This window comes from Paenibacillus sp. Y568 (genome assembly GCF_059445545.1).
The window spans coordinates 134,838-161,726 of sequence record NZ_JCAIUM010000008.1; the positions used below are offsets into that span (position 1 = coordinate 134,838).

Below are 26,889 nucleotides of genomic sequence, written 5' to 3' on the forward strand. Positions count from 1 at the left end.
GTTTCACAAATCCTCATTTAAAGTAACTACTCACATCGATGTCCAACGGAGGACTTTGGCAATATCCTCTTTGTGTGTACCATCTTCACCGACTTCAGTCTCCATCACGATCGCTACATGATCCATGCCATGGAAGGATAATAGCTCTTGCAAAGCCGGCTCTCCAATATAACCCTCTCCTACACGCGCATGTCGATCTTGACCAGAACCGTAAGGAAAACGTGAATCATTGAGATGAACGGCAACGAGGTTTTTCCAATAATCCAATGTTACACCTTTATCGAATAACAATTGACTAACCGAAGTATCCCATAATCCTGCTGTAAATGCATGACATGTATCGAAGCAGAAGCTAATTTTCTCAGGATATTGGGACAAACTTCGAATATTAACCATTTCTTCAAGCGTAGTTCCCATCATATGCCCATGTCCCGCTTGATTCTCAATTAATATCTTTGCCTTTCCTTCCCAAGAGGTGAGTACCTTATTAAGACATTGTAATATATTTTTATACCCTTGTAATGGCTCAATCCCTTTATAATGACCAAAATGAACCACGACCCCGAGTGAACCGCAGGCTTCAGCGATGTTCAAATCATTCTGTATAGAACTCACAGTAAGATTAAACAACGCAGGATCATCACGCTCATCAATGGCTAAATTAACGGGATAAGGAGTGTGCGCAATACTAACGATATCCGCTTCTTCACAAATTAACTTACACCTTGCAGCGTCTCTAGCATCGAATTCCTTAATATGCAAACTCCGCGGATTCTTAGGAAAATATTGAAAAGATCGAGCCCCCATATCCATCGCTCGACGCGCCGCTTTAGCATAGCCACCTCGAATACTGATATGACTTCCAATCTTCATGTTATTGTTCATGCTGACAAGTAGGGCAATAGAATGTTTTGCGTCCATTCAACTCTACTTTAACTACGAGTCCTGCACATGTACCACAAGGTTCACCTTCACGATCATGTACTTTGAATTCTGATTTATAACTCCCCGTGTGGGTGTCATCTTTCATCACTGGCATGTCAATATAACCACCAGCTTCGACTGCTTTACTTAGAACAGATTTCATACTTGTATATAATCGGTCTATCGCTTCTGGCCCCAAATCCTGCACTTTTACCGATGGCAACAATCCTGCATCATAAGCAATCTCATCCGAATAACGATTCCCTATTCCAGCAATAATATTTTGGTTCACGAGAAGTGTCTTTAATGAACCGCGACGACCTTTGACAATGCTCGCGAATCGATTGCTGTCCATTCTACGATCCGTCACTTCTGGACCCAATTGACCCAGTACTTGTTCTACTTCTTTCGCAGATAATAAATGCACATAACCTAGACGTAGGCCGATGAAATATAATGTAACCTCTCCAAATGAAATTTCCACTTGTGTATTGCGTTGAGGGAGATCCTCGTTCGTGCCCATATATAAGAGTCCACCAAGCATAAGATGGACTAACAATCTACGACCATTATTTAAATGGAAATTCAGATATTTACCCCGACGCTCTACAAAAATAACTCTTGTGTTCAACAATTCGGAGATAAACATATCTCCTTCCATATTAATCGACTTCTCCCTATTCACTTTTACATTCGTGATGGGTATGTTTAATATTTGGTCAGAAATTAGTTTGCGATAGTTTTCCATTTCCGGCATTTCTGGCATGTGGACTTCGACCCTTTCATGTGTGAGAATAACGATTTGAATTCAAATTATTGAAATACTTATCATTTAAGAAGTCAGGAGTTTTATAAGCTCATGCAAATCTTTACAAATGGTATCCGGTTCTACTCCTGTAGTCTGTATATGCTGCTGTAAGTTATTATCCGTCGTAATTCCTGTAAGAACAAGAATCGTTTCGCAACCAGCAGCTGCACCTGCAGCAATATCGGTACGCATATTATCACCAATCACTATGACTTCAGATGGTTTCATCCCTAGTATATCCGTTGCATAAGTCATTAAGTGACTGGATGGTTTACCAATGACAATGGGCTTCACACCACTCCCAGCTTCAATTGAAGCCGAGATTGTGCCCGCACCTGGGATTTGCCCATGATCTGAAGGAAGAAGTAAGTCAGGATTCGTTAGAATGTATTGTGCGCCTTCACTAATCCAACGGATCGCTGCAGCTAAAGATTGGTATGTAAAATTCCGATCAATACCTTGAACCACATATTGTGGTGACACCTCAACTTCTTGCAAACCTGCTTCAGCTAGTGCTTGACGTAGGCCATCTTCCCCCAGAATTGCTACCCTTGCCCCAGGTGATTCTTCAGCAATATACTTTGCGGCAGCCTGTGATGAAGTACAAACATCTTCAGGAACAGCTTGTATGCCCATCCCATTTAATAGAGCTGCTACATCTTGTGCGGTTCTCGATGAGTTATTGGTTACGAACAGATACGGGATATCCAAGGATTTTAACGTATTAATAAGTGTATCTGCTCCTGAAATCATATGTTCCCCATGATATAACGTGCCATCAAGATCAATTAATAGGCCTTTAGATGTTTTCATATGATAGAAGCATCCTTTCAATGGAGAGTACACATCAGCTACCCTCCATTTAATTAATGGTATTAGTATTTAATCTCATTTCTCAAAAACATATTACCTGTATCTTTCTATTCCCACAGTGGGAAATGTATCATTAGGAAATAAACACAGAAAATTAACTTAGCATTACTTTATGACAATCGAAGGTTTAAAGAGCACATTTAGCATCACTTCTACTCAACATTCGTCACATAGTATCGAAGGATCACCGGATTTTCTATGAATACCATGGAATCCTGTGTCTAAACCTGCGCTTTCCCGGAAAATAATTCAAGAGTTTCTCCAGAGTTATACAACTCAATTATCTCATTGAATCCGTTCAATTGGAAGAATGTGAAATTCTTCTGCTAATATTGTGTTTCGAAAAATGGATTGCGCTTCTTCAAGAAGCCCACCTAGCTGCTCCATATCTTTATATCGTGAACTAAAATGAGTCAGTACGAGACATTTAGCTTTGGCCTTCATAGCAGCAGTAGCCGCTTGAACAGCTGTGCTATGATGGTATTCGTAAGCCGTATTTACCATCTCATGAAGGAACGTGGCTTCGTGCACAAGCATATCCGCATCTTGTGCTAGAGTGATAACGGTAGAACATGGTCGAGTATCACCAAGAATGGTAACCACTCTTCCCTTCTTCGGTAGTCCTAATACTTCTTCAGGTAGTAGAACAGAGCCATTCTCAAGTTCAATACTCTCTCCGTTCTTGATCTTCCCATACACAGGACCCGGTTTGATTCCGAGCGATTCTAGAAGTGCAAGGTTAAGCGTTCCTATACGTTCCTTCTCCGTCACACGGTATCCATAGCTATCAATGCGATGCTCCAATAGTTCGGATTCAACCACAAATCCCTGATCTTCAAAAATAACGCCGCCCTCATGCTCCACGACATCTAAATCATAATCCAATCGAGATTGGCTCAACTTCAATGTGGTGTCTAAAAATTCTTTAATGCCCTTCGGTCCGTATACCGTTAATAATGACGTTCCGCCTTGATTATTTCGACTCGCAAGTAACCCTGGAAGACCAAATAAATGGTCTCCGTGTAAATGCGTTATAAATATTTTCTCTAACTTACTTAACTTCAATGGTGATTTTAGAATTTGGTGTTGTGTAGCCTCACCGCAATCAAATAACCAGAAGCTTCGTCTTTCTTCATATAAACGCAATGCAATGGAGGTTACATTGCGTTGAAGCGTAGGAACACCTGCATTCGTACCTAGAAACATTAAATCCATATGTCTAAATCAGCTCCCTTTAACAACCTGCATAAGGTCCTCCGAAAATATCGGAGGACCTTATACAGACATGTCCTGATGGTATTTACTTCATAGATTACACTTTTTATAATTTTTCAACGTTGAAATATTGAGCTTGTGGATGACTAAATACCATTGCTGATACAGAAGCTTCCGGCTCCATCATGAAACCTTCTGTTAACTCAATACCAACATCTTCTGGTTGTAGTAGCTTAAATAACGGTCCTTGATCTTCAAGATCAGGACAAGCCGGATATCCAAAGGATACCCTAATTCCTTGATAACGAGCCCCATGTCTTTTTTTCATTGTCATGTCTGCTGGATCAGGGAATCCCCATGAATCACGCATCATATGATGAATACGTTCAGCAAGTCCTTCAGCAGTTTCTAGAGCTACTGCCTGCAACACATGTGAACGAAGATAGTCCCCTTTATCTTTCCATTCAGTTGATAATTGTTGAACACCATGTCCTGCAGTAACAATAAGGAATCCAACATAATCCATAGTACCACTTTCTACAGATTTCAAGAAATCTGCTAAACATAGATACGGTTCTACCTTCTGTCGAGGGAACGTAAATGTGTGTAACACTTTCGCATGATCTTGTGGATCATAGATAATGATATTATTCCCTTGTGATTGTGCCGGGAAGAACTGATATATGGCATGTGCCTGAATAATGGCATTCTGTCTTGCCTCATCCAGAATAGTATCAACTGTTTCCTTTAGTTCTACAGCCTTCACATTTCCTTCAGCCAATAATGTTTCAACTGATCCCCGTAAGCCTAGATGGTGCCCCAAGAGCATCTGCATATTCACATAAGGGATAATGTGATCTATCGGATAATTACGTAGAACGTGACGATCCGTATCCGGTGGAATAATGACAGGGTTATCTGTTGCAATATTAGACTTCATTGCTCGTGTCAATTCCGGTAATGGAAGTGTAGCAACACTAGCAGATTGGATCGCCTCTTGCTCAGCCTTCGATTCTGCCAACAAAATTTCGCGTTGTACTGGATCCATGATCTTATTCGCTGTATCTAGTCCATCCATAGCATCTTTTGAATAGAGTACCATCCCATTATACTCAGGATTAATTCGTGTTTTGGTGAACTTACGTGTAAGGGCAGCTCCACCTACCATGATCGGAACATCAATCCCAGCGTTCTTCAAATCCTGAGCTGTAATCACCATCTGTTGTGCAGATTTCACAAGTAACCCAGATAAACCGATAATATCAGCCTTCTCTTCACGATAAGCTTCAATAATCTTTTCCGGTGGTACTTTTATACCCAAATTAATGATCTGATAACCATTATTGGAGAGAATGATCTCAACTAAGTTCTTACCAATATCATGCACGTCACCTTTTACAGTGGCTAATATAATCTTCCCTTTAACACTACTCTCATTCTTTTCCATGAAATCTTCAAGGTAGGTAACGGATGCTTTCATGACTTCGGCACTTTGTAATACTTCAGCTACAATCAACTCGTTATTGTTAAAAAGTCGACCCACTTCCGCCATTCCATCCATCAGAGGACCATTAATAACTTCAAGTGCAGAGTATTTCTTGAGTGCTTCACTCAGATCTGGAATAAGTCCTTCCTTCGTACCTTCCACAACATAAGAGGCAAGACGCTCTTCTAAGGAAAGATTCGAAATCGCCTCTTTTTTCACAACTTTCTTTTCTCGAAAAGCAGCTACAAAATCAGCCAACGTCTGGTCACTTGTTCGGAAAATCAGATCTTCAGCAAGACGACGATCTTCTTGAGATATGGATGCATATCTCTCTAGTTTCTCTGTGTTCACGATAGCATAATCGAGCCCAGCCTTAGTACATTCATACAGGTATACTGAGTTCAATACTTCACGGCCTGCATCTGGTAACCCGAAAGAGATATTACTAAGTCCTAGTATCGTTTTTGTCTCAGGATACTTTTCCTTAATTAACTTAATACCTTCGATGGTTTCAACAGCAGAACCAATATATTGCGGATCACCTGAACCTACAGGGAACATGTTAGGATCAAATATAATGTCTTCTGGTTTCAGGCCATACTTATTCACAAGAAGATCGTAGGAACGGCTTGCTACTTCAAGTTTAGCTTCCCGTGTTACCGCTTGCCCACGCTCATCGATTAAGATACAGACCACTGCTGCTCCATATGAATGAATAAGTGGAACTATTTTCTCAAACTTTGATTCACCATCTTCAAGGTTAATGGAGTTAATTATCGCTTTCCCTTGAGAATACTGAAGACCTAGTTCGATAATATGATCATACGTAGAATCGATCATGAGTGGCGCTTTGACTTTCTTAGCAACCATAGGAAGAAACTGATTCACAGCAAATTCCTCATCAATATCTGTATCCTGTAAGTTAATATCTATAATCTGAGCTCCGCCTTTAACCTGCGAACGTGCTATTTCGGAAGCCTCGTCAAATTTCTCTTCCTTAATCAATCGTTTGAATTTCCGCGATCCTGAAATATTCGTCCGCTCACCGATCATGATAGGACGATTATCTGGCTCTATAAAGACAGCATCAACCCCTGAGACTGCTGGTGGATGTTCACCATATACACGCCGCGGTTCATACTTCGAGAGGGTCTCTGCCATCGCTCGTATATGATCTGGAGTCGTTCCACAACAACCTCCTGCTATGTTCAACCATCCATTCTCAGCGAAAGCCGCGAGCTTAAGTGAGAGTGACTCAGGTGACTCGTGATAATTCCCGTCCTCATCTGGTAGACCTGCATTTGGATAACAACTAACAGCTGTTTTGGCCATTGCAGCAAGTGAGCGAATATGATCACGCATGAACTCAGGTCCTGTAGCACAATTGAGTCCAATCGAAATCGGATTAAGATGTTCTAATGATATATAAAAAGATTCAATATTCTGTCCAGCCAATGTGGTACCCATCGGTTCGATCGTACCCGATATCATAATAGGAAGTGTCACACCTGTATGTTCAAAAGCCTGACGAATACCGATACTTCCAGCTTTTACATTCAGCGTATCTTGACTCGTCTCTAATAGAAGCAAGTCCACGCCACCTTCGATTAGTGCAATGGCTTGTTCTTCATAAGATTCGATTAGTTCTTTAAATGTAACCCCGCCTGTGACGGACAACGTCTTCGTCGTAGGTCCCATAGCCCCAACAACATAACGTGGTTTACTTTCCGTACTATATTTATCTGCAGCACGACGTGCGAGTTCCGCCGCCTTCAAGTTGATCTCCCGAGCCTTTTCCGGTATATCATAATCAGCGAGTACAACGGATGTTGCACCAAATGTATTCGTCTCGATCATATCTGCACCTGCATCCAGGTACTTTTCATGAATTCCTTCAATGACATCTGGACGTGTAAGAACTAACATCTCATTACAACCATCCAACGCTTCTCCACCGAAATCTTGTGGTGAGAGATCCTCTTGTTGGATCATCGTCCCCATAGCGCCATCCATTATGAATATTCGTTCTTTTAAAGATTCTTCTAGGCTCTGTCTATTCAACTTTATCCCCCCTGCAAAACGTTAAATATTAGTTTAACAGAATACCTAACAATAGAAAAGGTAACTTTAGTCGGATTACACTAGATAGGAGAAGGTTTTCTATAAATCAATGATCGACAAAGAAAACAACCTATACTATAATACATATTAAACCAAGTGGGAAAGAAGGGTTATAAATGGCTGAAATCGTTATTAGAAACACGAACGAACGTATCACTGGAGCGGATAATGTACGTGCTTTTTTAAATAATCAGGAAGTTATTTATGAAAGTTGGGATCCAGCTAAGTTACCCGCCGAATTACATAATAATTTTCTACTAACAGATGACCAGAAAGAAACCATTCTACAAACTTATGATGCAGAGATTCAAGACTTAGCTACTCGTCGAGGATATAAAATTTGGGATGTCATTACACTTTCAGATTCAACTCCGAATCTCACTGAGCTTCTCACTAAATTCGAAGAAGTACATACACATTCAGAAGATGAGATTCGTGCCATCGTATCAGGAAAAGGTATCTTTGTAATCAAAGGTGCTGGAGATCTTGGATATTTCGATGTTGAATTATCCCCAGGGGATGTCATCTCTGTACCTGAGAACACCAATCATTTCTTTACATTAATGGATAACCGTCAGATTATAGCCGTACGTCTCTTTATTGAAGAGAATGGCTGGGTGTCCTCACCAGTAAATGATCCTGATTTTATAAAGAACTAATCCCTATATTTCTAATACAACAAAGACAACCCAGTCTTCCACTTAAGGAGGGCAGCGGTTGTCTTTTTTTCTAAATAACTATGTAGTTGTACTTAATTCGTAACTGTAATGACTTTCTTCGGCATCGTATGCATAGCCCCAACCGTCACATGAGACGTGATGCTATATGTATCAGCTTGTACAAAACTTGTCTCAACCGTATACTTCCCTTCCCCTACATGATTTGCTGGTATTTCAACAGGTTTCCCGTTGGTAGCCGTAGGCACAATCTCAATGATGACTTTATCTGCATCCGTTACTTTCTTATTATCCTGGGTCACTACAGCCTCAATCACAACTTTCTCATTCACTTTAACTTGATTAGGTTGAATGTTTAGTTCTACGTTCACGAGAGAAAATGATCCATTGCTCTCCATATCCATCCCCGCATGATTGGTATTATGATTACTGCATCCAACAACTACTAATAGAAGTAGCATAAATAAACCCAGCCCCGCTAATGTTCTTCTCATGTTTTCCCCTACCTTTCTTGTTACAGCCGCAGATAAATATTAATTTGAACATACACTATAAGTCACATAACAGTATTATAAAGCCCAAACTAGTTTAGAACGAGTGATTTATTCACAATATTGTGACATTTGTCATACGTAATAACCTTTCTTATATTCAAAAAAAGCCCCTTCTTCTGTCTAAACAGAGAATAGGCTAATTAAGATCTTTTAAGAGAATTGAGTGATAATCTGATGCAGTTGAGATAAATGGTCAATTTCGAAATTCGGAGTGATTTCAGGATCAGAAATTTTTCCAGTTCGATTAATCCATACCGTCTGAATCCCAGCAGCTAGACCCCCACGAATATCAGTCGTTAATTTATCCCCAACCATAAGGACTTGATCCTTACTAACACCTAAAATAGAGAGTGCATGATTAAAGATAGATACATCCGGTTTACCTTGTCCGAAATTTCCTGAGATGATGATCTCATCGAAATAAGGAGTAAGTTCTGGAACGCCGTCTAACTTCTCCTGTTGTAATGCTGGACATCCATTTGTTAATAAGAGCAATTTCACTTTTCCGCGTAATTCATCTAGCACTTTAAACGTTTCCTCATATACATGTGGCCGGGAACGTCGTTCCGCTGCGAACTGATCAGATAGTTCTTTTGCTAAACTCTCATCATCGATACCAAGTTTCAACAGACCAAGTCTCCAAGATTCTTTCCGATACAGAGGAACTAACTTTTCTAATTGACGAAATTCAGTCTGTTCTCCACCCGTAAAGTTCCCCCACAGACCTTCAAAAGGATTTATACCAATCTTGGTTGTAAAAGAATATGTCTCATACGACTCATATAGTGTTCGCGCTTCGCTTCTAACAGCTTCTTCTAATTGGATAGGATCGACTCCAGTAGCTTCAGCAGCTTTGTTACATGTAGCTTCAAAAGATTCCATCACACTGCGTTCATCCCATAACAAGGTATCATCTAAATCGAATATAACAGCATTTATCGACATCTCTCTACTTCTCTCCCTTGCCTATTACTTTTCGAAAGGTATATTGTTGACCTTTGCAAATTGTTCCAAACGTTCTCCCATAGCATTAACATCATAGCGGTTAAGGAGACGTGTAAATACCCAGTTCCCACCTTTACCCTTTTGTTCAATCACTACCGAACCTTTGGCAACTTTAATCTTAGTAATATCAGATGCCGGTACACTTCGAACTCTGTTTAATTTAGGTGTTTGTAGATTATCTTTATTGACAAGTAAATATGGACGTTTCAGATACAAAATGACACCTAACGCGATATAAGCAACCACTACAAACCAATTCATTAAAGCGTTAGTCTGTTGTTGTTCTTGCTCGGGAAGTGTGCTCGAAGCCCATGTAAGAAGTCCATATAATACGGCTAACATAATTAATACGAATGGAAAAATAATTTTACGTCCTTTAAAGCGATCTCCACTTACTACGGATCCAGTCGTTGATATACTCGATTGTCCTTGTTTCTTACGTTTCATATTAAGCTCTTTCTTATTCTTCTCTACCATTCTCTCCCACGAACGAGCCATGCGTTAGTCCCCCTTATAATGTAGCTTTACTTATTACCTTTTTGTTCAGAACTTGATGGTTCATCAACAATTTCAATAGAATCCAATTGTTGTCGGAAATTTCTCCGAATGTTCTGAAGATAGTTCTCGCGAAGACTCGCACGTTCTTGCAATTCATCCTCTGTTAACCCAACTGTTTTGTGCTTTTGGGCAAGTTCATTAATACGTTGTACCAAGTTGTCTATATCCATAAACCTTCCTCCAATCATGACTAACAGTACTAACTTTGCCATGATAAAAAGAGCTTGTCAAGGATTCCTCCTTACCAAGCTCTATTGTAAGTAATAATTCAGTATTGTGGTAACGACAGTATCTCTCCAGCCCTTATTACACCGTTAGATAATCCGTTTAAATGTCTTATTTCTTTAATATATACTCGGGTATCCATATTAGAAGGTTTCTCATTCAGAGCAATCTCCCAAAGAGTATCTCCTGGTTGAATAATTAGACGCTTCTCTTCCCGCAGTTCACTCGTGGAATTAGCAAATACACTTACCATACCTGTACAGCCTACTATAAATAATAGCATTAAACAAATTATCTTCTTCATCAATTGTTGTGAGATCAAACCCTTTACTCTATCACTCCATGTGTATGTATGTGTTTGCACTTGTGATTCACTATTCACCTTATAAATACTCTCGTAAGTACTGTATCTTAACATATTAACATCATCCCCCAAACATTTGTTCTTGTCTTTGAAATAACTATAACACGAACACTTGTTTTGTTCAAGACATTTTAGAACAGATGTTCCCTATTATTTAGAACCTACGTTTGTGCGAACGGAAGTTCTATGTTATAATTTCCCGAAAGTCACTTTAATGAGGTGGGTACAATATGTCGAAGATATCTAGCCGACAACAAGCTATATTAGAATTCATACGTAACGAAGTACGTACTAAGGGATATCCGCCATCCGTGCGGGAAATCGGTGAAGCAGTAGGACTTGCTTCCAGTTCAACGGTTCATGGTCATCTAGACCGTCTAGAGAAGAAAGGCCTCATTCGAAGAGACCCAACGAAACCAAGAGCGATTGAAATTTTAGGACAAGACGACTCTGAGAATTCACATATGTTCACCCAGAGTGTATCTCGTGTTCCTATTGTCGGTAAGGTAACTGCTGGTGTACCTATTACTGCGACAGAGAATATCGAAGATTATTTCCCTCTACCCCAACATTTTGTGGGTGATGAGAAGGTATTTATGTTATCTGTTATGGGAGATAGTATGATTGAAGCAGGCATCCATGATGGAGACTTTGTAATCGTTCGTCAACAACAGACGGCTGATAACGGAGATATCGTTGTTGCGATGACAGAGGAAGATGAAGCTACGGTCAAGACCTTTTATAAAGAAAAGGATCATATCAGACTCCAACCCGAGAATCCAACTTACGAGGCTTTACGTTTAAATCATGTCACGATCCTCGGTAAGGTCGTTGGACTCTTCCGCGACATTCATTAAGCTATTATTATAATCATTTCATAATGACGTTTGAAAAGGATACGGTTGCTACCTTGCTGCTGTGTCCTTTTCTATGTAAATGTCGGGAAAAAAATCAGGAGGTATCAACATATGAGTGTTGTTGTTAAGATCGAGGTGGAACCCATATGAAAGCTAAGAAGCCAGCCGTCAAGATAGAGTCTCCCAAGATTCCGTTGGATTTACCAGACAACTCAGCTTTAGCAGCGGATATTCACAATGGAGAATGCATTGAACGAGGTAGATATCAAGATTGCCTCATGGACAATATTGAGTTGGATCGTGTTACTTTTGATGAAGTTCTCTTCACCAATGTAAATTTTTCGAATTCTAATTTTTCTAATCTGGAGCTTACCGATGTGATATTCGATAAATGTGATCTTTCTAATGCTGATTTCAGCAACTCAAGCATCCACAGAACAGAATTTCGAAACTGTAAGATGATCGGATTAAATTTATCGGAGACCACACTTCGAAATGTTGTTTTTCATACCTGTATGGGGGAACTTGCAAATTTCAGGTTTGCGAATATGAAACAAGTTAACATTGATGAATGCTCATTCTCTAGCACGGACTATTGTTACTCTACTTTTAGCAATGTGAATTTTGTGAAATCAGATATCGATCAATCTCAATTCTCGGGTGCAAAACACGGAGGAATTGACTTCAGTACCTGTGAGTTCAATTCATTAAGTATTAACCTGGATGATTTGAAGGGTTGTACCATCTCAAGAAACCAAGCTTATGTATTTGCAGGATTGCTGGAACTTGTAATTAAAGATTGAGATTTAAAGATTGAAAATAATGATATAAATATAGTCAATTCCCCGTAATTATATGTACACTACATTAAATCCTTTACAAGCCATCATGTTATAACGAAGTGCGTCCTTACTTTAAGAACGTACTTCCCTCTACTTGGAGTATCATATGGTTTCCCATAATTCTTATTGGTTTTATCACTACTTGCTTAGTCTACTCTAAAAAATATATACGTCTGCGTGGCGACATTCCCTCCCTATCTAGCAACTAAAAACCGAACCTGAAAAATCTAAAAGTTTGTGGGCATTTTGTGGGCAATCAAAGACGATAGCTCCAAAATGAGTAAATACCCACAAAAAGAAAAACCCCCAACGCTTAGAGCGTCAAGGGTTTAGAATACCTAGTACAACGTCATATATTGATCGCGTTCCCATTGGTGAACTTGTGTTCTAAACATATCCCACTCAATTTCTTTAAGCTCATAGAAATAAGCTAGAGCATGATCACCAAGAGCTGAAGTGATAACTTCGCTACGAATAAGTTCATTCAATGCTTCCTTCAAATCTGAAGGTAGACTTGGAATACCCTCTTCAATGCGTTCTTCTTCCGACATCACATAGATGTTACGGTCGATAGGCGCTGGTAATTTAAGTTCACGTTTGATTCCATCAAGACCCGCTTTGAGCATAACTGCAAGTGCGAGGTATGGATTAGCAGCAGGATCCGGATTACGTACTTCCACACGTGTGCTTAGTCCGCGTGATGCAGGAATACGAATCATTGGGCTACGGTTACTACCAGACCAAGCTACATAACAAGGAGCTTCATAACCAGGTACTAGACGTTTATAAGAGTTGACTGTTGGATTAGTGATCGCTGCAAAAGCACGAGCATGCTTCAGAACACCAGCCATATAGTGGCGAGCTGTTTTGCTCAATCCTAATTCATCACTTTCATCATAGAACGCATTCTCATTACCATTAAAGAGAGATTGGTGACAGTGCATACCTGAACCATTCACTCCATATAGAGGCTTAGGCATAAAGGTTGCATGAAGTCCATGCTCACGAGCAATGGTTTTAACAACCAATTTGAACGTTTGTATTTGGTCAGCCGCTTTGATAGCATCTTCATATTTAAAGTCAATCTCATGTTGACCTGGAGCTACTTCGTGATGAGAAGCTTCAACTTCAAATCCCATTTCTTCAAGTGTTAGAACAATCTCACGACGACAGTTCTCACCAAGATCCATAGGGGCAAGGTCAAAGTATCCACCTTGGTCATTCAATTCAGTCGTTGGATTACCATTCGCATCTGTTTTGAATAAGAAGAATTCAGGTTCTGGACCAACCATCATGGATGTATAGCCCATTTCTTCAGCTTCCTTCAAATTGCGTTTCAAAATACCACGTGGATCTCCAGCAAATGGTGTTCCGTCTGGCATGTAAATATCACAAATCAAACGCGCGATACGATCTTCTGCTACCCATGGAAATACAACCCATGTGTCAAGATCAGGATACAAATACATGTCTGATTCTTCGATACGTACATAACCTTCAATAGAAGAACCGTCAAACATCATTTTGTTATCTACGGCTTTCTTCAATTGGCTCACAGGGATTTCTACGTTCTTAATCGTTCCTAGCAAATCGGTAAATTGTAAGCGAACGAACCGTACATTCTCTTCTTTTGCCATGTTTAGGATATCTTCTTTTGAATAACTCACAGAACCTCTCCCTTTCTCTTCTGGAAATACTTACTTACTTAATTTATTTATTAAAAAACCGAGACAATTCTCCTTGAATTAAAGACACTTGCCCCGGTCTTTTACCAGCTACAAGTTGCTGTTTCAGTAAACGGTGAAGCTGTGAATCCGATAATTCCCTACGTTTAACTTCAGTATCTGGTGTAATGACTGTTGCTTCTTCAGATTCCTTCGTCACAGGGTTCATGACCTGCTTAATACCAGCAATATTAACACCCTTCTCAATAAGGGCCTTAATCTCAAGCAATCTTTCCACATCGTTAAAAGAAAACAATCGTTGATTCCCAGCCGTACGTGCAGGAACAATCAAATGATGTTGTTCATAATAACGAATCTGCCTTGCCGATAGATCTGTTAACTTCATTACGATACCAATCGGGAATAAAGCCATATTTCTACGAATTTCATCACCCATGACTCATCAACCTTCCAATGATCTAATATCTATCATTGTACAATTCATGATATGTTGTGTCAAGGGTATGTTAGATAAACTCACAATAATTTTCTATCTATCATGGTTTGAATCGCCTTAAGGACACCGTACTTAACATGCGAATAGGTTAACCCACCCTGCATATAACCTATGTACGGATCTCGTATGGGCGCATCCGCTGATAATTCAAGACTACCTCCTTGAATAAAGGTACCTGCTGCCATGATGACTGGATGTTCATATCCCGGCATGTCCCATGGTTCAGGAACGACATGACTATCCACTGCTGATGCTTGTTGAATCCCTTGTACAAAGGCAATTAGATGCTCTGGTCCTGTGAAGGATATGGCTTGAATAAGGTCCGTGCGCTTCTCATACCAAGCAGGCTTCGTAATAAATCCAACTTTTTCAAACATAGCAGATGCAAAAATACTACCTTTAACAGCTTGTCCTACAAGCGTAGGAGCAAGGAATAGTCCCTGGTAGATTCCTCTAGTTGTTCCTAACATTGCACCTACTTCTCCACCGATTCCGGGTGCTGTCAGACGAAAAGATGCTAATTCAACGTAGTCTTTCTTCCCACAGATATAACCACCTGTCTCTGCGATGCCACCTCCAGGATTCTTTATTAAAGAACCTGCCATAAGATCAGCACCTACATTGGTAGGTTCGATCACTTCAGTAAATTCACCGTAGCAGTTATCTACGAATACGATAACCTCTGGTTTAATCGCTTTTACACGTCGAATCATTTCACCAATCTGTTCCACTGTGAATGATGATCGCCAATCATAACCTCTCGAACGTTGTATTCCTATGACTTTGGTCGCTGATGTAATCCCGTTCTCAACAGCCTCCCAATCCACATTTCCATCCTCTAGTAGGGCTGCTTCTCGATAAGTAATCCCGAAATCTAATAGTGAACCAGAGCCATCGCCAACGGAACCTATCACCTTATGAAGCGTATCATAGGGACGACCCGTAATATAAAATAATTCATCTCCAGGGCGCAACACTCCAAAAAGGGCCGTAGATATGGTATGTGTCCCTGAGGCAAAATGAGGTCTAACAAGAGCTGCTTCAGCACCAAACACGTCTGCATATACTAAATCAAGCACTTCACGGCCTCGATCATTGTAGGCGTAGCCTGTAGACCCAGCAAAGTGAAAATCACTCACATGATGATTCTGAAATGCATCAATAACTTTCCATTGATTCTGATCTACGATGTTATCTACCGCTTGAATCTGATCTTTGATCTGAAGTTCTACCGATTTCATGTCATTCTCTAGTTGTTCTGTAAATCTTGCCATTTCTGTTCCATTCTCCCTTGCTTGTAGTCATCAAACCAACACGGATTGCATGTAGTATGCAATCCGTGAATTTTAAAGGTGTATTATGACTCAATGTATTCTTGAAGCATATAACCATTCTTCTCATAATCATCTTTATGAAGCAGTACCTCATAAAGTGTATCACTACCATCAAACTCTTGATTAACAATTTCACCAACACGATACAACAACGCTACAATATCTCCACGACTTGCAGGAATCCGGAAGGTAATGGTGTCCCCCGTTAACGTGGTCTGGATTGCATCTCGTATCAACGCCAGATCCTCTTCATCAAAGGCACTGATCGTCAAATGCCCTTCAACTGTATTAAGCATTTCTAGTTGCTCTGGTGTACAACGATCCTTTTTGTTAAAGAGTACGATTTGTGGTTTATCCGATGCACCTAATTCCTCAAGGATCGACTGAACCACCGCCATTTGATCTTCTCTCATTTCTGATGAAGCATCCACCACATGAAGAATGAGATTTGCTTCATTTACTTCCTCCAACGTAGCACGGAAAGCAGCAATAAGATCATGAGGTAGATTTTGAATAAATCCAACAGTATCCGTGATCACTACTTCTTTACCCGTGGGAAGCTCTAATATGCGAGAAGTTGGATCTAGTGTTGCGAATAATTGATCCTGAATATATACGTCTGCATCTGTAAGTTCTTTTAGTAATGTCGATTTACCCGCATTCGTATATCCCACAAGTGCCACTTGAAAGACACCGCTCTTCTGTCTGCGTTCGCGATACAATGTTCGGTGACGGGTGATCTCTTCCAACTGATCCTTTAAATCGTTAACACGATTCCGAATATGACGTCTATCCATCTCTAGCTTACTTTCACCCGGACCCCGGGTCCCAATCCCCCCACCCAGACGGGAAAGGTTCGTGCTTTGTCCAGAGAGTCGTGGTAGCAAATAAGTTAACTGCGCCAGTTCTACCTGAATAATTCCTTCACGCGTTTTAGCTCTTTGGGCAAAAATATCAAGGATTAACTGCGTTCTGTCAATAATCTTTACATCTAGACTTTCCTCTAAGTGACGAACCTGAGCTCCAGATAGCTCATGATCAAAAATGGCCGTATTGGCATCAACAGCTTCCATAGCCATTCGCAATTCTTCCACTTTACCTTTTCCAATGAAAAATCTAGGATCTGGTTTCTGCAGATTCTGACTAAGCGTATCCATAACTTCTACCCCAGCTGTTTCAGCCAACTGCACTAATTCATGAAGAGAGTATTCTGGATTAATCCCCTTTTTCTTAACCGAATCCGTAACTAGACTAACTAGTACCGCGCGGTCAGGAATATCTGTTTCTGTATCAAACGTGATGTTATTTGCCATGAATTAAATTACCCCTTTATCTGCTTTCAATATAAATGAACGGATGGGTTGAACTCCATTTGAGTCAAATGCTCGAGGTAGACTTAGAATCGAACTTGAAATCTTCTGTACGCAGAGTCATGAGTTCTTGTTTGCCCGGATTACTATTTGAATATTGGTTCAGCAGGCGTACAGCATGATTACGTATCGATTTCTCGATCATATTCCGCACATATCTTGCATTGCTAAATGCATGTAAACTCTCGTTCTTTTCATGTGTAATATGTTGTCTTAATTTAAGTATCGCCTGTGGCATTAGAATATACTCTCGATCTTTAGCCATCAATTCCGAAATTTGAATCAATTGATCAATCGAGTAATCCGAGAAATCAACCTGAATGGGGAAACGGGAAGGAAGTCCAGGGTTCGTCTGTAAGAAGTAGTCCATCTCCTCGCAATAACCAGCAAGTATCAGAATGAATTGATTCTTATGATCCTCCATCGCTTTCACCAATGTATCGATAGCCTCTTTACCGAAATCTTTCTCCCCACCACGAGCTAGACTATAAGCTTCATCAATGAAAAGAATGCCTCCTAATGCCTTCTTAACAAGATCTCTCGTTTTTTGGGCCGTATGCCCAATATACTCTCCTACCAGATCGGCGCGTTCAACTTCGATCAAATGACCCTTACTAAGGACACCCATTTTTTGAAAAAGTTTGGCGATGATTCTCGCAACAGTTGTCTTTCCTGTTCCAGGATTACCTTTAAAAATCATGTGATACACATGACCTCCACTTGCAAGTCCTGCATCAGAACGCATTAAAGCAACTTGAAGAAGTGCATAAATCTCAAAGACTAACTCTTTAATATTATCCAATCCTATAAGTTGTTCCAACTCTCGTTGAATTTCCTGATACATGCCTTGCTCAGGAATACCCTTTGGGACTTTCAAAGGCTCTCTTTCTGGGGCAACATTGCTCTGTATAGGTGATTCTTGGCTACGTAATACAACATTGATTTGTCTAGACGGCCTACCCTCAGGCTGGCTGTTTGAGGCCATGACACGTCCGCTCATGCACCCATCACCTCATTATCTACCGGGATGATATCTCTATTCAATGTATTCAAACTTACGTAGGGTTATTAACAGATTCGAATGATTTCCATCCAAGCCTTAGAATCAATTCATCTAGCTTCCATTTAGAATATGCCAGAACCTCTCTACTCTTATGAAAAGACATCCGAAGAACTTTCGATTCGGTCGTTGATAATAGAGGATGATCATACCCTAAATATTCTGCTATTTCGAGAGAACGCATTCCGTGATATGTATGTGTTATGATGACAGCTGATTTCCAATCACGTTGCTCCATAATGTGTTGGCTAAATTGAAGGTTCTCCAAAGTACTTGTGGCTTTGTTCTCCACAATGATGAATTCATCCGATACACCATGGTCTAAGAGGTATTGGCGCATCCCTTCAGCCTCAGTGAAATTGAAATCAGGCTGATCCAATCCCCCGCTTACAATAAAATGATCGAATTTACCCTCATGATATTGCTGTAGTCCATAATCCAATCTCTCACGAAGACTTGGGCTTGGGGAATCACCCCACATGGAAGAACCAAGAATGATGCCGACATCTACTGACTCTCTCATATCGGAATTTTGTACATGATTAATCTTCCATAATACATAACCTAACCAACTAAGAATGAGGAGACATACGATTAAAATGAAGACTAGAATTCTCTTAAATGCACGGTGCCGTTTCGGGCTTTTACGAATTAAAGATGTGTTATAAATAAGAATCATGAGTTCCTCCTGAATTCACCGTTCTCAAACAATTGTTTACGGTGTTCCAATGACATCAGGAAATAAGGGAAATGGTGCGAGTCAATTTCATGTAGTAAATGTTGTGCCGTTGACATAGCTAATTGATAGTCATCTTCATTTATATCGTTCCGATTCAATGCATCTTCCAGTTCGTCTTCATCAAGAAGAAATACTTCACCGTTTCGAAGAACAACAACATCTAAATACAAATCATCAAACCAAGGCACCCCTTGGTCCGTTACTCCCTGTATTTTGCATGTATCAATATACCATTGAATGATTTCTTGCCGCTCATCAAACATCGCAGTCACAATATAATGACTATTCTTAGGATAATATTGCAACCAAGAATACCCTTTGTCTGCAATTTTGTACGTATGGCTGCCATAAGTCTTCCATAGCGGTTCCTTTAGGTTATAAATCGTATATAACGTTATATACCCAGTAAACCTCTCGGACTCAACATAACGGCAGGTAAAGCGTCGACGTGAAATTCTGCGCCAGTTCGCACGATCTCCAAATTTACGTTTCATGGAAATTACCCTCTCCAATATGTTAGCTACAGCTTAACACATTTGTGAATCACACTCAAAAATAAGTGCTCTCTAGCACAATTCCAACTACCTATTTCTTGATTATACAACACAGACCAATATAACTTACATTGTTTTAGATGAATGATTCAAATAAAACTTATATTTCCTTATCTTTTAAAAAAGACAACAAGAAAGCCCCCAGGTGGGAGCTTTCTTGTTGTCTTTATGGGGTTTATGGAGTTGTGGTGCCCGCAGGATCTACAACACCTAGTGTGTCTGTAGAGGTTGATGCAGGATCTAGAGGTGGCGTCACACCCGAATCGACGCCATCTGGTGGTGTTCCTGGATCCACTGGGGTGATATCGGATGGTGGCGTCACGCCACCCGTATCTGGGTTATTCTCACCCGGATTCGTGCCACCCTCTGTACCACCGTTGCCATTGCCGTTATTCCCATTTTCATTGTTACCATTGCCATTGCCGTTATTCCCGTTTTCATTGTTACCATTTCCGTTGTTACCATTCCCGTTGTTACCATTCCCGTTATTCCCATTCTGGTTACCATTACCATTACCGTTACCATTACCGTTACCATTACCGTTATTCATGTCTGGAGGTACGACCTCAGGCTCTGGTATAACTTCAGGTTCTAACGGTTCCGTAAATATTTGAAACAAATTAGATTTGTCTGATTCTACTCCCGTATCTGGTTTATACACCGTTACGTAATATTCGTACGTAAATCCTTCTAACACATCCACATCTTCTGTGTTATCTGGTGATGCATTATCCTGAATTAAGCTGTATTGACTTTCAGAGGATTCCTTACGATACACACGATACTCAATATTATTATCATCTACTCCATTCCAAGTAAGAGATACAATTTGTGTATTTAGATCATAAGAACCACTTAACCCTGTTGCGACAGATGCTACTTCTGGTTCAGGCGTTGGTTCAGGTTTTTTCGTATTTTTAGGAGCAGGGAAACTCTTCTCTTCAAAACCTTGTACAGCCTGTTCCATGACTTTCCCCCAGAAAGATGCTGCTAGGGAACTACTCTTCTTAAGCAAATGTTTAGCATCTGGTTTATCATAACCCATCCATACGGCTGCAGTTAATTCTGGTGTGTAACCCACAAACCATACATCACGGTTCGAACTGTTACCTTTGATACCGCTCTGAGTCGTACCTGTTTTACCTGCAACAGGTCTACTTATAGCTGCCTTTTTCCCGGTACCACTCTCAACAACATTCCTCATCATATCCGTCATCTGATAAGAAGTCTCTTCGCTCATTACTTCTTTGCCATTCTTCTTATGCTCATATTTAACTTCATCATCACTATTCTTAATCTGTTTAATGGCATAGGCTTCATTCAATGTCCCGCCATTTGCGAATGCGCTGTATGCTTGAGCCATCTCTAGCGTATTCGTACCAGAACTAAGACCACCTAGCGCTAATGATAAGTTTTTATCTTCAGGCTTAAGAGGTATGCCCATTTTCTGTGCGAATTTAAATCCAGTACTTACACCAATTTCATTCAGCAGCCATACCGCCGGAATATTCTCTGACTTTTGAATGGCATCTGGCATACTAATGGTATCGGAATATCCATGTAGGTTACCTGGACAGTAATCTGAGAAACATTGCTTCTGATTATTAAGAAGCGAATCTTGTGTAAATTGTCCTGACTCTAACGCTGGAGCATAAGAAACAATAGGTTTAAAAGCTGAACCTGGCTGTCTCCGGCTGCTTGTAACCCGACTATATCCCTTACGTTCATAGTCTCTACCACCCAATAGGGCCACAATAGCTCCTGAGTCATTGTTCATGATCACCATAGAAGCTTGTACCTGCGTGTCATCTACACTTTTCTCGAAGTTGTCATCATCAGCGAATTCTTTTTCAAGCACTTTCTGTGCATCAGCATCCATCGTTGTATAAATCTTATATCCGCCGACGTTTAGATCATCTTGAGACAAGCCCGTAACTTCCTCAGCCTCACTCATGACATAATCCATAAATGCAAGGTACTGTTGTTTCTTCGCAGGTGGTGTATAGTCATACACCACCTTTTTAGCTTCTTCTCTCTCTGCACTTGTAATGTAACCTTGTTCTTCCATCAATTGAAGAACCACAGACCGACGTTGCATGGAGAGCTCCGGATTGCGAAGAGGGTTATATTTGCTTGGTCCTTTTGGCATCGCCGCTAATGTGGCCATCTGCCAAATCTTTAAATCATTCAGATCACTTTTTCCAAAGTAATACTCAGAAGCAGCCTTGATCCCATAAATTTGGCCACCAAAGTTAATGCGATTGAGATACATCGTTATGATCTCGTCTTTTGTCTGGTTACGCTCGAGTGCCATGGCAATCGATACTTCCGTTGCTTTCCGGAAAAACGTCTTGTCACGGGTTAAGAATATATTCTTAGCAAGCTGTTGCGTAAGGGTACTTCCACCCTCTACTTTTGCTCTAGCGATAATGTCCTTAACCGCTGCACGTCCAATGGATAAAATATCCACTCCACTATGCTCGTAGAAACGCTTGTCTTCTGTCGCCACGAACGCATCTATTAGCAACTGTGGAATTTGATCGAAATCAACTGGGTCACTTTTTTGAATGGATAGTTCCCCCATTAATTTCCCATTTCTGTCATACACTTTGGAATTTTCATTGACAACCATTTTATCTTTATTTTCATTATAAAGTTTTTCACCATTGACAGTAATATACAAGTATCCTGCTAGAGCACAAAAGATTGCAATTGCTGCTGTAAAAAACAACGTCCAAAACACTCGTTTTTTTGTTAGTCGTTTCTTCTTTTTCTTTTTGGGCTGTTCTCTATTTCTATTATTTGCACTATTCGCATTATTTGCGTTAGCCCTCGTAGGCCGATCGTTCGCCATATCATTGCCCTCCCTAACCCCTTGATTCTAGTATCGGAATGAAAAGAACAACCCATAATAGGTTGCTCATTGTCTTTTTCCTATTCTTTTAAACGAAGAAACATTATAAAAGGTTTCATTTTTTTGTTTTATGCCTCAGTTGAAGGTTCCTGCATAAGAGATACATTACGCTGTGGAGTAATCGTTGAGATTGCATGCTTAAATAGCATTTGTTGGCGACCTTCACTATCCACTACAACCGTAAAGTTATCGAATGCTTTGATTGTTCCTCTGATCTGAAAACCGTTCACCAAGAAAATGGTAACAGAGATGTTTTCTTTACGTAATTGATTTAAAAAAGTATCCTGGATATTAATGGATTTGTTCATTAGCCGTACCCCCAATGATTCAATTAGATTGTTTAGATATATATTCAATATCTGAAAGAAACTTTCCTGCTATTATATCACGAATCCGTGCGAAATTCTCAGAGAAATTTGCTACGTCCGTAACATCAACCCATGAAATGTCCTTCATATGGCGGAACCAGGATAATTGTCGCTTAGCAAACCTACGTGTATCCCGTTTCAATAACGTTATTGTTTCTTCCCATGTTAACTCTTCTTGCAAGTAGGCTATGATCTCTTTGTAACCTAAACCTTGCATCGAGATTAAACCTGGTCCGTAACCCCTTTGAATTAATGATTTCACTTCTTCTACTAATCCTTGTTCAATCATTTCATCAATACGAGCTTCAATACGTTTATATAGCATTTGCCTATCCATTGTCAAACCTAATATACATAAATCATAGGGAGATTCTTTCTTTTGGGCAGCCATTTGATCCGAAAGAGTCCTATTCGTGAGATGATATATTTCCAAAGCTCGGACGATTCTTCGCTGATCATTTGCATGTAATCTCTCAGCACTAATCGGGTCTACAAGCTTTAATCGATCGTGTAAAGCCTCTGCGCCAAAGCTCTCTGCGTAAGCGAATTGTTCATTTCGAAATTCTTCATCTGCGCCTACATCGGTAAATTGAAAATCATAACAGACGGATTCAATATACAGCCCGGTCCCTCCAACAATAAAAGGAATCTTCCCTCTTGCGTGAATCTCTTCAATGAGTCGTCGACTCTGCTCTTGAAATTCGGCGACAGAATACGGATCATCTGGATCATGAATGTCTATCAGATGATGTGGGATACCTTCCATTTCATCTTTCGAGATTTTGGCAGTACCAATATCCATTTGGCGGTATACCTGCATAGAATCACCTGAAATAATTTCACAGCCATAATGTTTTGCAATTTCAATACTCATCTTTGTCTTTCCGACGGCGGTAGGACCTAATAACACGAGTAGAGAAGGTTTAGTCTCTATTGTCAAGGAATATCACTCCATACGTGATTTTTGAATTGTTTCGCTCTATCATCTGGAAGCCAAGTCGTGCAAATTCAGGACTACCCCACTTCTCTTTTAACACAACCGACTTTCTAGCCACGCGTATCGCTTCTTGTATACTATCTAAGCTAAGTGCATCACTATTGGCGAATTCTCTTAACGGATTAATCGCTGCAGATGCCATTAAAGGTTCCCGAAACATCGGATCAAAGTATACAACATCTACACTCTTATCCGGCATGTCTCTTAATACATCTAGATGATGTCCCTGCTTCACTTCGATTCGTCGCATCGCTTGGTTCACTTCCTCAAGATCTGTGACGTAATGTCCCAAACCTTCTTTCAACAGGGCTGCCAAGTCACCCGAACTCTCCAATGACATCACTTTACCTTCAGGGCCGGCTTTTACAGCAAAAACAAGAGAGTCACTTCCCAGACCAGCCGTGCAATCTAACACTGTGTCTCCTACTTGCATCCCTGTTGCATCTAACATAGGATCATTGTCGCCTTTAATCACACGTTTTACTCTCACATAACCCATACTTGGGTGATATTCGATCGGCGGATGTCCAGGTCTGACTAACCTAGCGCCACCATCCAGCACAATGAGTGCTACTGTATCTCCTGATGATTGAACTAGCTTCTTTACAGATGATCTCTGGCGCGGTACATAACGGAATCCTGTATCTAGAGCTAATGCCTTAGCACGCTCCACCAATCTTTCTGTAGCCTCGCTTCTTCCTGTTGTAATAATCATGTTTTTCTCCTGTCATATGTGAATACAAGTTTTCATTATTCCATTACACTACATCACACGCTTAAATAATTTTTCTAAATCGTACGTGGAGAATGATATCACAATCGGACGTCCGTGAGGACATGTATAGGGTTGTTTACAAGCAGCTAAACGCTCTAATAACGTATCAGATTCTAATGTCGTCAAACTCTGATTCGCCTTAATAGAGGCTTTGCATGAACATAGAATGGATGATTTCTCTCTTAATTTAGCCAGATCGATCACGCGTTCACTTAATACCCATTCTGCCATTTCCTCAACTAGAGCCTCTTCTTCTCCCTTAGGAAACCAATAAGGAAGGGATCGAACACGAAAGGTCTGTCCACCGAAATGTTCTAAATATACCCCGACTTGTTCGAACCAAGTAAGTTTATGTTTCAATTGTTCCGATTCCGAAGGCGTAAATTCTAAGGTAATGGGTAATAACAGCTCTTGAGAAGCATCATTTGGTCGTCCAAATTGCTCATAATAAAATTCATAATTAATTCGCTCATGAGCTGCATGCTGGTCGATTAAATATAGTCCCTCTTCATTCTGAGCGATCAAATATGTACCATGATGTTGCCCAATAAGTGTCAACTCTGGAAATAGTGGAATATCCGGTGATCCATTCTTAGGTGTCGCATATACCTCTGGATTAAAAGGCACATGTTGTCCCGTTTGAGGTCGATTTCCCGTAATCCCATTCACTCTATACTCTTGGTTACTACGTTCTCTCAGCGGCGTGTTTGCACTCGACGAACGAACATCATGGGTAGCTTCACTATTCCTTACCCCTTCATTCTGACCTGTTGAATTTGTTGCGTATGGGGTGGATAAAGAAGGTCTGCTCGATTGACTTTCCATCATATCAGATTGAACGGATTTATTCGACACATCCGATGTTCCATTCTCTTGATTCTTGGTGAATCGGAATTGTTCTTGTATAAAAGATGAACTTCCTTTGTTTCCTAAAGGATGCTTCACAGGTTGTGGGATGAGGACTTGTTGACGCAATACCGCATGAATCGATTGTTCAACAAATGGATATAATTCAGACTCTTTACTAAAGCGTACCTCAAGCTTCGCTGGATGAACATTGACATCCACAATCGAAGGATGCATCGTTAACGAAAGTATCGCAAGTGGATACCGATTAATAGGCAGTAAGGTATGATAGGCTCTCAGTATGGCATGATTCAGACCATTATTCCGAATATAACGACCATTCACAAAGGTTGATATTGCATTACGATTCGATCTTGTCCATTCTGGCATACTCACAAATCCTTGCATGCCGTAATCCATATCTTCAGCTTGTATCGGGAGCATTGCCTTCGCAGCTTGCGTCCCATAAATGGCAGCAATAACCTGAAGGAGATCTCCATTTCCTACGGTCTGCAATAACGTATTATCATTGTGTCTTAACGTGATTCCAATGCTCGGATGAGATAAAGCAATTCGATACATATAATCTGAAATATGACCTAGCTCAGTCTGGATGGTTTTCATATATTTCAGCCTTGCTGGTGTGTTGTAGAATAATTCTTTCACCAAAAAATCAGTTCCCCGAGGAGACGCGGAATCATCATTGGAGATTAAGTTTCCACCTTCAATGATAAGCTTTCGTCCCAATCCATCTTCTTGGTTAGAAGTGGTAAGTGTCACCTTGGATACCGCTGCAATACTTGGTAATGCTTCACCCCGAAAGCCTAGACTTGTAATATGAAAAAGATCGCGACCATTAGTAATTTTACTTGTAGCGTGACGATAAAAGGCAGACTCACAGTCTTCCGGTTCAATCCCTGAACCATTATCTGTTACTCGAATACTCTGAAGTCCACCTTCTTCGATCGTAACCTCAATCTTTGTACTCCCTGCATCAATCGCGTTTTCTACAAGTTCCTTAACAACGGAGGCAGGACGCTCCACAACCTCACCTGCGGCAATCTGGTTGGCTATGTGCTCATCCAATATGTGGATTTTGGCCATGGATTTTCCCTCTCTCTTTTCGGTTTCTACACCATTGTTAGTTTTGAAAAAATATATATATAATGACCGACCGCTACGGTAACGGATTGTTCTTACGATCGCTGTTGCGGTCATATTTCTTGATTATATACCGCCTTT

At 40.4% G+C, this 26,889-nt stretch carries 25 protein-coding genes; 3 read left to right on the plus strand and 22 right to left on the minus strand.

Annotated features, from left to right (window positions below; all coding sequences use genetic code 11):
* Nucleotides 1–30: 30 nt before the first annotated feature.
* The 5 genes from AC1D7X_RS13250 to metH form a co-directional block, all read right to left on the minus strand.
* Nucleotides 31–921 (minus strand): deoxyribonuclease IV, encoded by an 891-nt coding sequence (locus AC1D7X_RS13250; RefSeq protein WP_495475397.1) that lies wholly within the window; start codon nucleotides 919–921, stop codon nucleotides 31–33.
* Complete coding sequence (locus tag AC1D7X_RS13255; protein WP_495475398.1) at nucleotides 875–1,690, minus strand: Fpg/Nei family DNA glycosylase; 816 nt, start codon at nucleotides 1,688–1,690, stop codon at nucleotides 875–877. The genes AC1D7X_RS13250 and AC1D7X_RS13255 overlap by 47 nt, the downstream gene beginning before the upstream one ends.
* Nucleotides 1,691–1,756: 66 nt before the next feature.
* Nucleotides 1,757–2,545 (minus strand): TIGR01457 family HAD-type hydrolase, encoded by a 789-nt coding sequence (locus AC1D7X_RS13260; RefSeq protein ID WP_495475399.1) that lies wholly within the window; start codon nucleotides 2,543–2,545, stop codon nucleotides 1,757–1,759.
* Between the two features lie 345 nt (nucleotides 2,546–2,890).
* On the minus strand, nucleotides 2,891–3,820 hold the full coding sequence (gene rnz / locus AC1D7X_RS13265; RefSeq protein ID WP_495475400.1) for a ribonuclease Z: 930 nt from the start codon (nucleotides 3,818–3,820) through the stop codon (nucleotides 2,891–2,893).
* 106 nt (nucleotides 3,821–3,926) lie between these two features.
* Nucleotides 3,927–7,319 carry a methionine synthase gene (gene metH, locus AC1D7X_RS13270; RefSeq protein WP_495475452.1) on the minus strand — a complete coding sequence of 1,131 codons (3,393 nt, stop codon included), beginning with the start codon at nucleotides 7,317–7,319 and terminating at the stop codon, nucleotides 3,927–3,929.
* 224 nt (nucleotides 7,320–7,543) lie between these two features.
* Between metH and AC1D7X_RS13275 the strand changes: the two genes are divergently transcribed.
* Nucleotides 7,544–8,086: a cupin domain-containing protein gene (locus AC1D7X_RS13275; protein ID WP_495457259.1), complete on the plus strand. Its 543-nt coding sequence runs from the start codon at nucleotides 7,544–7,546 to the stop codon at nucleotides 8,084–8,086.
* Nucleotides 8,087–8,178: 92 nt separating this feature from the next.
* On the opposite strand, the gene AC1D7X_RS13280 is transcribed toward AC1D7X_RS13275, so the two are convergent.
* From AC1D7X_RS13280 to AC1D7X_RS13300, 5 genes are all read right to left on the minus strand, one after another.
* Nucleotides 8,179–8,598, minus strand: coding sequence for a FixH family protein (locus tag AC1D7X_RS13280; RefSeq protein WP_495457260.1), 420 nt, complete (start codon nucleotides 8,596–8,598; stop codon nucleotides 8,179–8,181).
* A 210-nt stretch (nucleotides 8,599–8,808) separates the two neighbouring features.
* On the minus strand, nucleotides 8,809–9,603 hold the full coding sequence (locus AC1D7X_RS13285; protein ID WP_495475401.1) for an HAD family hydrolase: 795 nt from the start codon (nucleotides 9,601–9,603) through the stop codon (nucleotides 8,809–8,811).
* Between the two features lie 24 nt (nucleotides 9,604–9,627).
* Complete coding sequence (locus AC1D7X_RS13290) at nucleotides 9,628–10,161, minus strand: hypothetical protein (protein WP_495457262.1); 534 nt, start codon at nucleotides 10,159–10,161, stop codon at nucleotides 9,628–9,630.
* A gap of 26 nt (nucleotides 10,162–10,187) precedes the next feature.
* Nucleotides 10,188–10,391 (minus strand): DUF896 domain-containing protein, encoded by a 204-nt coding sequence (locus AC1D7X_RS13295; protein ID WP_495457349.1) that lies wholly within the window; start codon nucleotides 10,389–10,391, stop codon nucleotides 10,188–10,190.
* Nucleotides 10,392–10,489: 98 nt separating this feature from the next.
* On the minus strand, nucleotides 10,490–10,864 hold the full coding sequence (locus AC1D7X_RS13300; RefSeq protein WP_495475402.1) for a LysM peptidoglycan-binding domain-containing protein: 375 nt from the start codon (nucleotides 10,862–10,864) through the stop codon (nucleotides 10,490–10,492).
* Nucleotides 10,865–11,040: 176 nt separating this feature from the next.
* Between AC1D7X_RS13300 and lexA the strand changes: the two genes are divergently transcribed.
* Nucleotides 11,041–11,667, plus strand: coding sequence for a transcriptional repressor LexA (gene lexA, locus AC1D7X_RS13305; protein WP_495457264.1), 627 nt, complete (start codon nucleotides 11,041–11,043; stop codon nucleotides 11,665–11,667).
* 146 nt (nucleotides 11,668–11,813) lie between these two features.
* Nucleotides 11,814–12,470: a pentapeptide repeat-containing protein gene (locus AC1D7X_RS13310; protein WP_495457265.1), complete on the plus strand. Its 657-nt coding sequence runs from the start codon at nucleotides 11,814–11,816 to the stop codon at nucleotides 12,468–12,470.
* 377 nt (nucleotides 12,471–12,847) lie between these two features.
* Here the strand turns inward: AC1D7X_RS13310 and glnA are convergent, their stop codons facing one another.
* From glnA to mutL, 12 genes are all read right to left on the minus strand, one after another.
* Nucleotides 12,848–14,176: a type I glutamate--ammonia ligase gene (glnA, locus tag AC1D7X_RS13315; protein ID WP_495457266.1), complete on the minus strand. Its 1,329-nt coding sequence runs from the start codon at nucleotides 14,174–14,176 to the stop codon at nucleotides 12,848–12,850.
* A gap of 43 nt (nucleotides 14,177–14,219) precedes the next feature.
* The gene (locus tag AC1D7X_RS13320) at nucleotides 14,220–14,630 is read right to left on the minus strand and encodes a MerR family transcriptional regulator (RefSeq protein WP_495457267.1); all 411 of its coding nucleotides are present in this window, start codon (nucleotides 14,628–14,630) and stop codon (nucleotides 14,220–14,222) included.
* An 80-nt stretch (nucleotides 14,631–14,710) separates the two neighbouring features.
* Nucleotides 14,711–15,931, minus strand: a complete 1,221-nt coding sequence (locus tag AC1D7X_RS13325; RefSeq protein ID WP_495475453.1) for a methionine gamma-lyase family protein — start codon at nucleotides 15,929–15,931, stop codon at nucleotides 14,711–14,713.
* A gap of 116 nt (nucleotides 15,932–16,047) precedes the next feature.
* Nucleotides 16,048–17,337, minus strand: a complete 1,290-nt coding sequence (hflX, locus tag AC1D7X_RS13330; protein WP_495457268.1) for a GTPase HflX — start codon at nucleotides 17,335–17,337, stop codon at nucleotides 16,048–16,050.
* Nucleotides 17,338–17,401: 64 nt separating this feature from the next.
* On the minus strand, nucleotides 17,402–18,394 hold the full coding sequence (locus AC1D7X_RS13335; protein ID WP_495457269.1) for an AAA family ATPase: 993 nt from the start codon (nucleotides 18,392–18,394) through the stop codon (nucleotides 17,402–17,404).
* Nucleotides 18,395–18,449: 55 nt separating this feature from the next.
* Nucleotides 18,450–19,133, minus strand: a complete 684-nt coding sequence (locus AC1D7X_RS13340) for a YdcF family protein (RefSeq protein ID WP_495457270.1) — start codon at nucleotides 19,131–19,133, stop codon at nucleotides 18,450–18,452.
* Nucleotides 19,130–19,687 carry a ribonuclease FAU-1 family protein gene (locus AC1D7X_RS13345; protein ID WP_495457271.1) on the minus strand — a complete coding sequence of 186 codons (558 nt, stop codon included), beginning with the start codon at nucleotides 19,685–19,687 and terminating at the stop codon, nucleotides 19,130–19,132. Before AC1D7X_RS13345 ends, AC1D7X_RS13340 begins: the two co-directional genes overlap by 4 nt.
* Nucleotides 19,688–19,922: 235 nt before the next feature.
* Nucleotides 19,923–22,601: a PBP1A family penicillin-binding protein gene (locus AC1D7X_RS13350; protein ID WP_495457272.1), complete on the minus strand. Its 2,679-nt coding sequence runs from the start codon at nucleotides 22,599–22,601 to the stop codon at nucleotides 19,923–19,925.
* Between the two features lie 128 nt (nucleotides 22,602–22,729).
* The gene (hfq, locus tag AC1D7X_RS13355) at nucleotides 22,730–22,969 is read right to left on the minus strand and encodes an RNA chaperone Hfq (RefSeq protein ID WP_068585714.1); all 240 of its coding nucleotides are present in this window, start codon (nucleotides 22,967–22,969) and stop codon (nucleotides 22,730–22,732) included.
* Between the two features lie 19 nt (nucleotides 22,970–22,988).
* Complete coding sequence (miaA, locus tag AC1D7X_RS13360; RefSeq protein ID WP_495457273.1) at nucleotides 22,989–23,969, minus strand: tRNA (adenosine(37)-N6)-dimethylallyltransferase MiaA; 981 nt, start codon at nucleotides 23,967–23,969, stop codon at nucleotides 22,989–22,991.
* Nucleotides 23,953–24,741 (minus strand): class I SAM-dependent methyltransferase, encoded by a 789-nt coding sequence (locus AC1D7X_RS13365; RefSeq protein ID WP_495457274.1) that lies wholly within the window; start codon nucleotides 24,739–24,741, stop codon nucleotides 23,953–23,955. Before AC1D7X_RS13365 ends, miaA begins: the two co-directional genes overlap by 17 nt.
* Nucleotides 24,742–24,789: 48 nt before the next feature.
* Entirely contained in the window at nucleotides 24,790–26,751 is a 1,962-nt protein-coding gene (gene mutL, locus AC1D7X_RS13370; protein ID WP_495475403.1) for a DNA mismatch repair endonuclease MutL, read from the minus strand.
* Nucleotides 26,752–26,889: the final 138 nt, after the last annotated feature.

Excerpts from the sequence above, each read along its gene's own strand:
- AC1D7X_RS13250 (WP_495475397.1), bottom strand. The coding sequence starts at position 921 with ATGGACGCAAAACATTCTATTGCCCTACTTGTCAGCATGAACAATAAC.
- AC1D7X_RS13255 (WP_495475398.1), bottom strand. The coding sequence starts at position 1,690 with ATGCCAGAAATGCCGGAAATGGAAAACTATCGCAAACTAATTTCTGAC.
- AC1D7X_RS13260 (WP_495475399.1), bottom strand. The coding sequence starts at position 2,545 with ATGAAAACATCTAAAGGCCTATTAATTGATCTTGATGGCACGTTATAT.
- rnz (WP_495475400.1), bottom strand. The coding sequence starts at position 3,820 with ATGGATTTAATGTTTCTAGGTACGAATGCAGGTGTTCCTACGCTTCAA.
- metH (WP_495475452.1), bottom strand. The coding sequence starts at position 7,319 with ATGGATGGCGCTATGGGGACGATGATCCAACAAGAGGATCTCTCACCA.
- AC1D7X_RS13275 (WP_495457259.1), top strand. The coding sequence starts at position 7,544 with ATGGCTGAAATCGTTATTAGAAACACGAACGAACGTATCACTGGAGCG.
- AC1D7X_RS13280 (WP_495457260.1), bottom strand. The coding sequence starts at position 8,598 with ATGAGAAGAACATTAGCGGGGCTGGGTTTATTTATGCTACTTCTATTA.
- AC1D7X_RS13285 (WP_495475401.1), bottom strand. The coding sequence starts at position 9,603 with ATGTCGATAAATGCTGTTATATTCGATTTAGATGATACCTTGTTATGG.
- AC1D7X_RS13290 (WP_495457262.1), bottom strand. The coding sequence starts at position 10,161 with ATGGCTCGTTCGTGGGAGAGAATGGTAGAGAAGAATAAGAAAGAGCTT.
- AC1D7X_RS13295 (WP_495457349.1), bottom strand. The coding sequence starts at position 10,391 with ATGGATATAGACAACTTGGTACAACGTATTAATGAACTTGCCCAAAAG.
- AC1D7X_RS13300 (WP_495475402.1), bottom strand. The coding sequence starts at position 10,864 with ATGTTAAGATACAGTACTTACGAGAGTATTTATAAGGTGAATAGTGAA.
- lexA (WP_495457264.1), top strand. The coding sequence starts at position 11,041 with ATGTCGAAGATATCTAGCCGACAACAAGCTATATTAGAATTCATACGT.
- AC1D7X_RS13310 (WP_495457265.1), top strand. The coding sequence starts at position 11,814 with ATGAAAGCTAAGAAGCCAGCCGTCAAGATAGAGTCTCCCAAGATTCCG.
- AC1D7X_RS13320 (WP_495457267.1), bottom strand. The coding sequence starts at position 14,630 with ATGGGTGATGAAATTCGTAGAAATATGGCTTTATTCCCGATTGGTATC.
- AC1D7X_RS13325 (WP_495475453.1), bottom strand. The coding sequence starts at position 15,931 with ATGAAATCGGTAGAACTTCAGATCAAAGATCAGATTCAAGCGGTAGAT.
- hflX (WP_495457268.1), bottom strand. The coding sequence starts at position 17,337 with ATGGCAAATAACATCACGTTTGATACAGAAACAGATATTCCTGACCGC.
- AC1D7X_RS13335 (WP_495457269.1), bottom strand. The coding sequence starts at position 18,394 with ATGAGCGGACGTGTCATGGCCTCAAACAGCCAGCCTGAGGGTAGGCCG.
- AC1D7X_RS13340 (WP_495457270.1), bottom strand. The coding sequence starts at position 19,133 with ATGATTCTTATTTATAACACATCTTTAATTCGTAAAAGCCCGAAACGG.
- AC1D7X_RS13345 (WP_495457271.1), bottom strand. The coding sequence starts at position 19,687 with ATGAAACGTAAATTTGGAGATCGTGCGAACTGGCGCAGAATTTCACGT.
- AC1D7X_RS13350 (WP_495457272.1), bottom strand. The coding sequence starts at position 22,601 with ATGGCGAACGATCGGCCTACGAGGGCTAACGCAAATAATGCGAATAGT.
- hfq (WP_068585714.1), bottom strand. The coding sequence starts at position 22,969 with ATGAACAAATCCATTAATATCCAGGATACTTTTTTAAATCAATTACGT.
- AC1D7X_RS13365 (WP_495457274.1), bottom strand. The coding sequence starts at position 24,741 with ATGATTATTACAACAGGAAGAAGCGAGGCTACAGAAAGATTGGTGGAG.
- mutL (WP_495475403.1), bottom strand. The coding sequence starts at position 26,751 with ATGGCCAAAATCCACATATTGGATGAGCACATAGCCAACCAGATTGCC.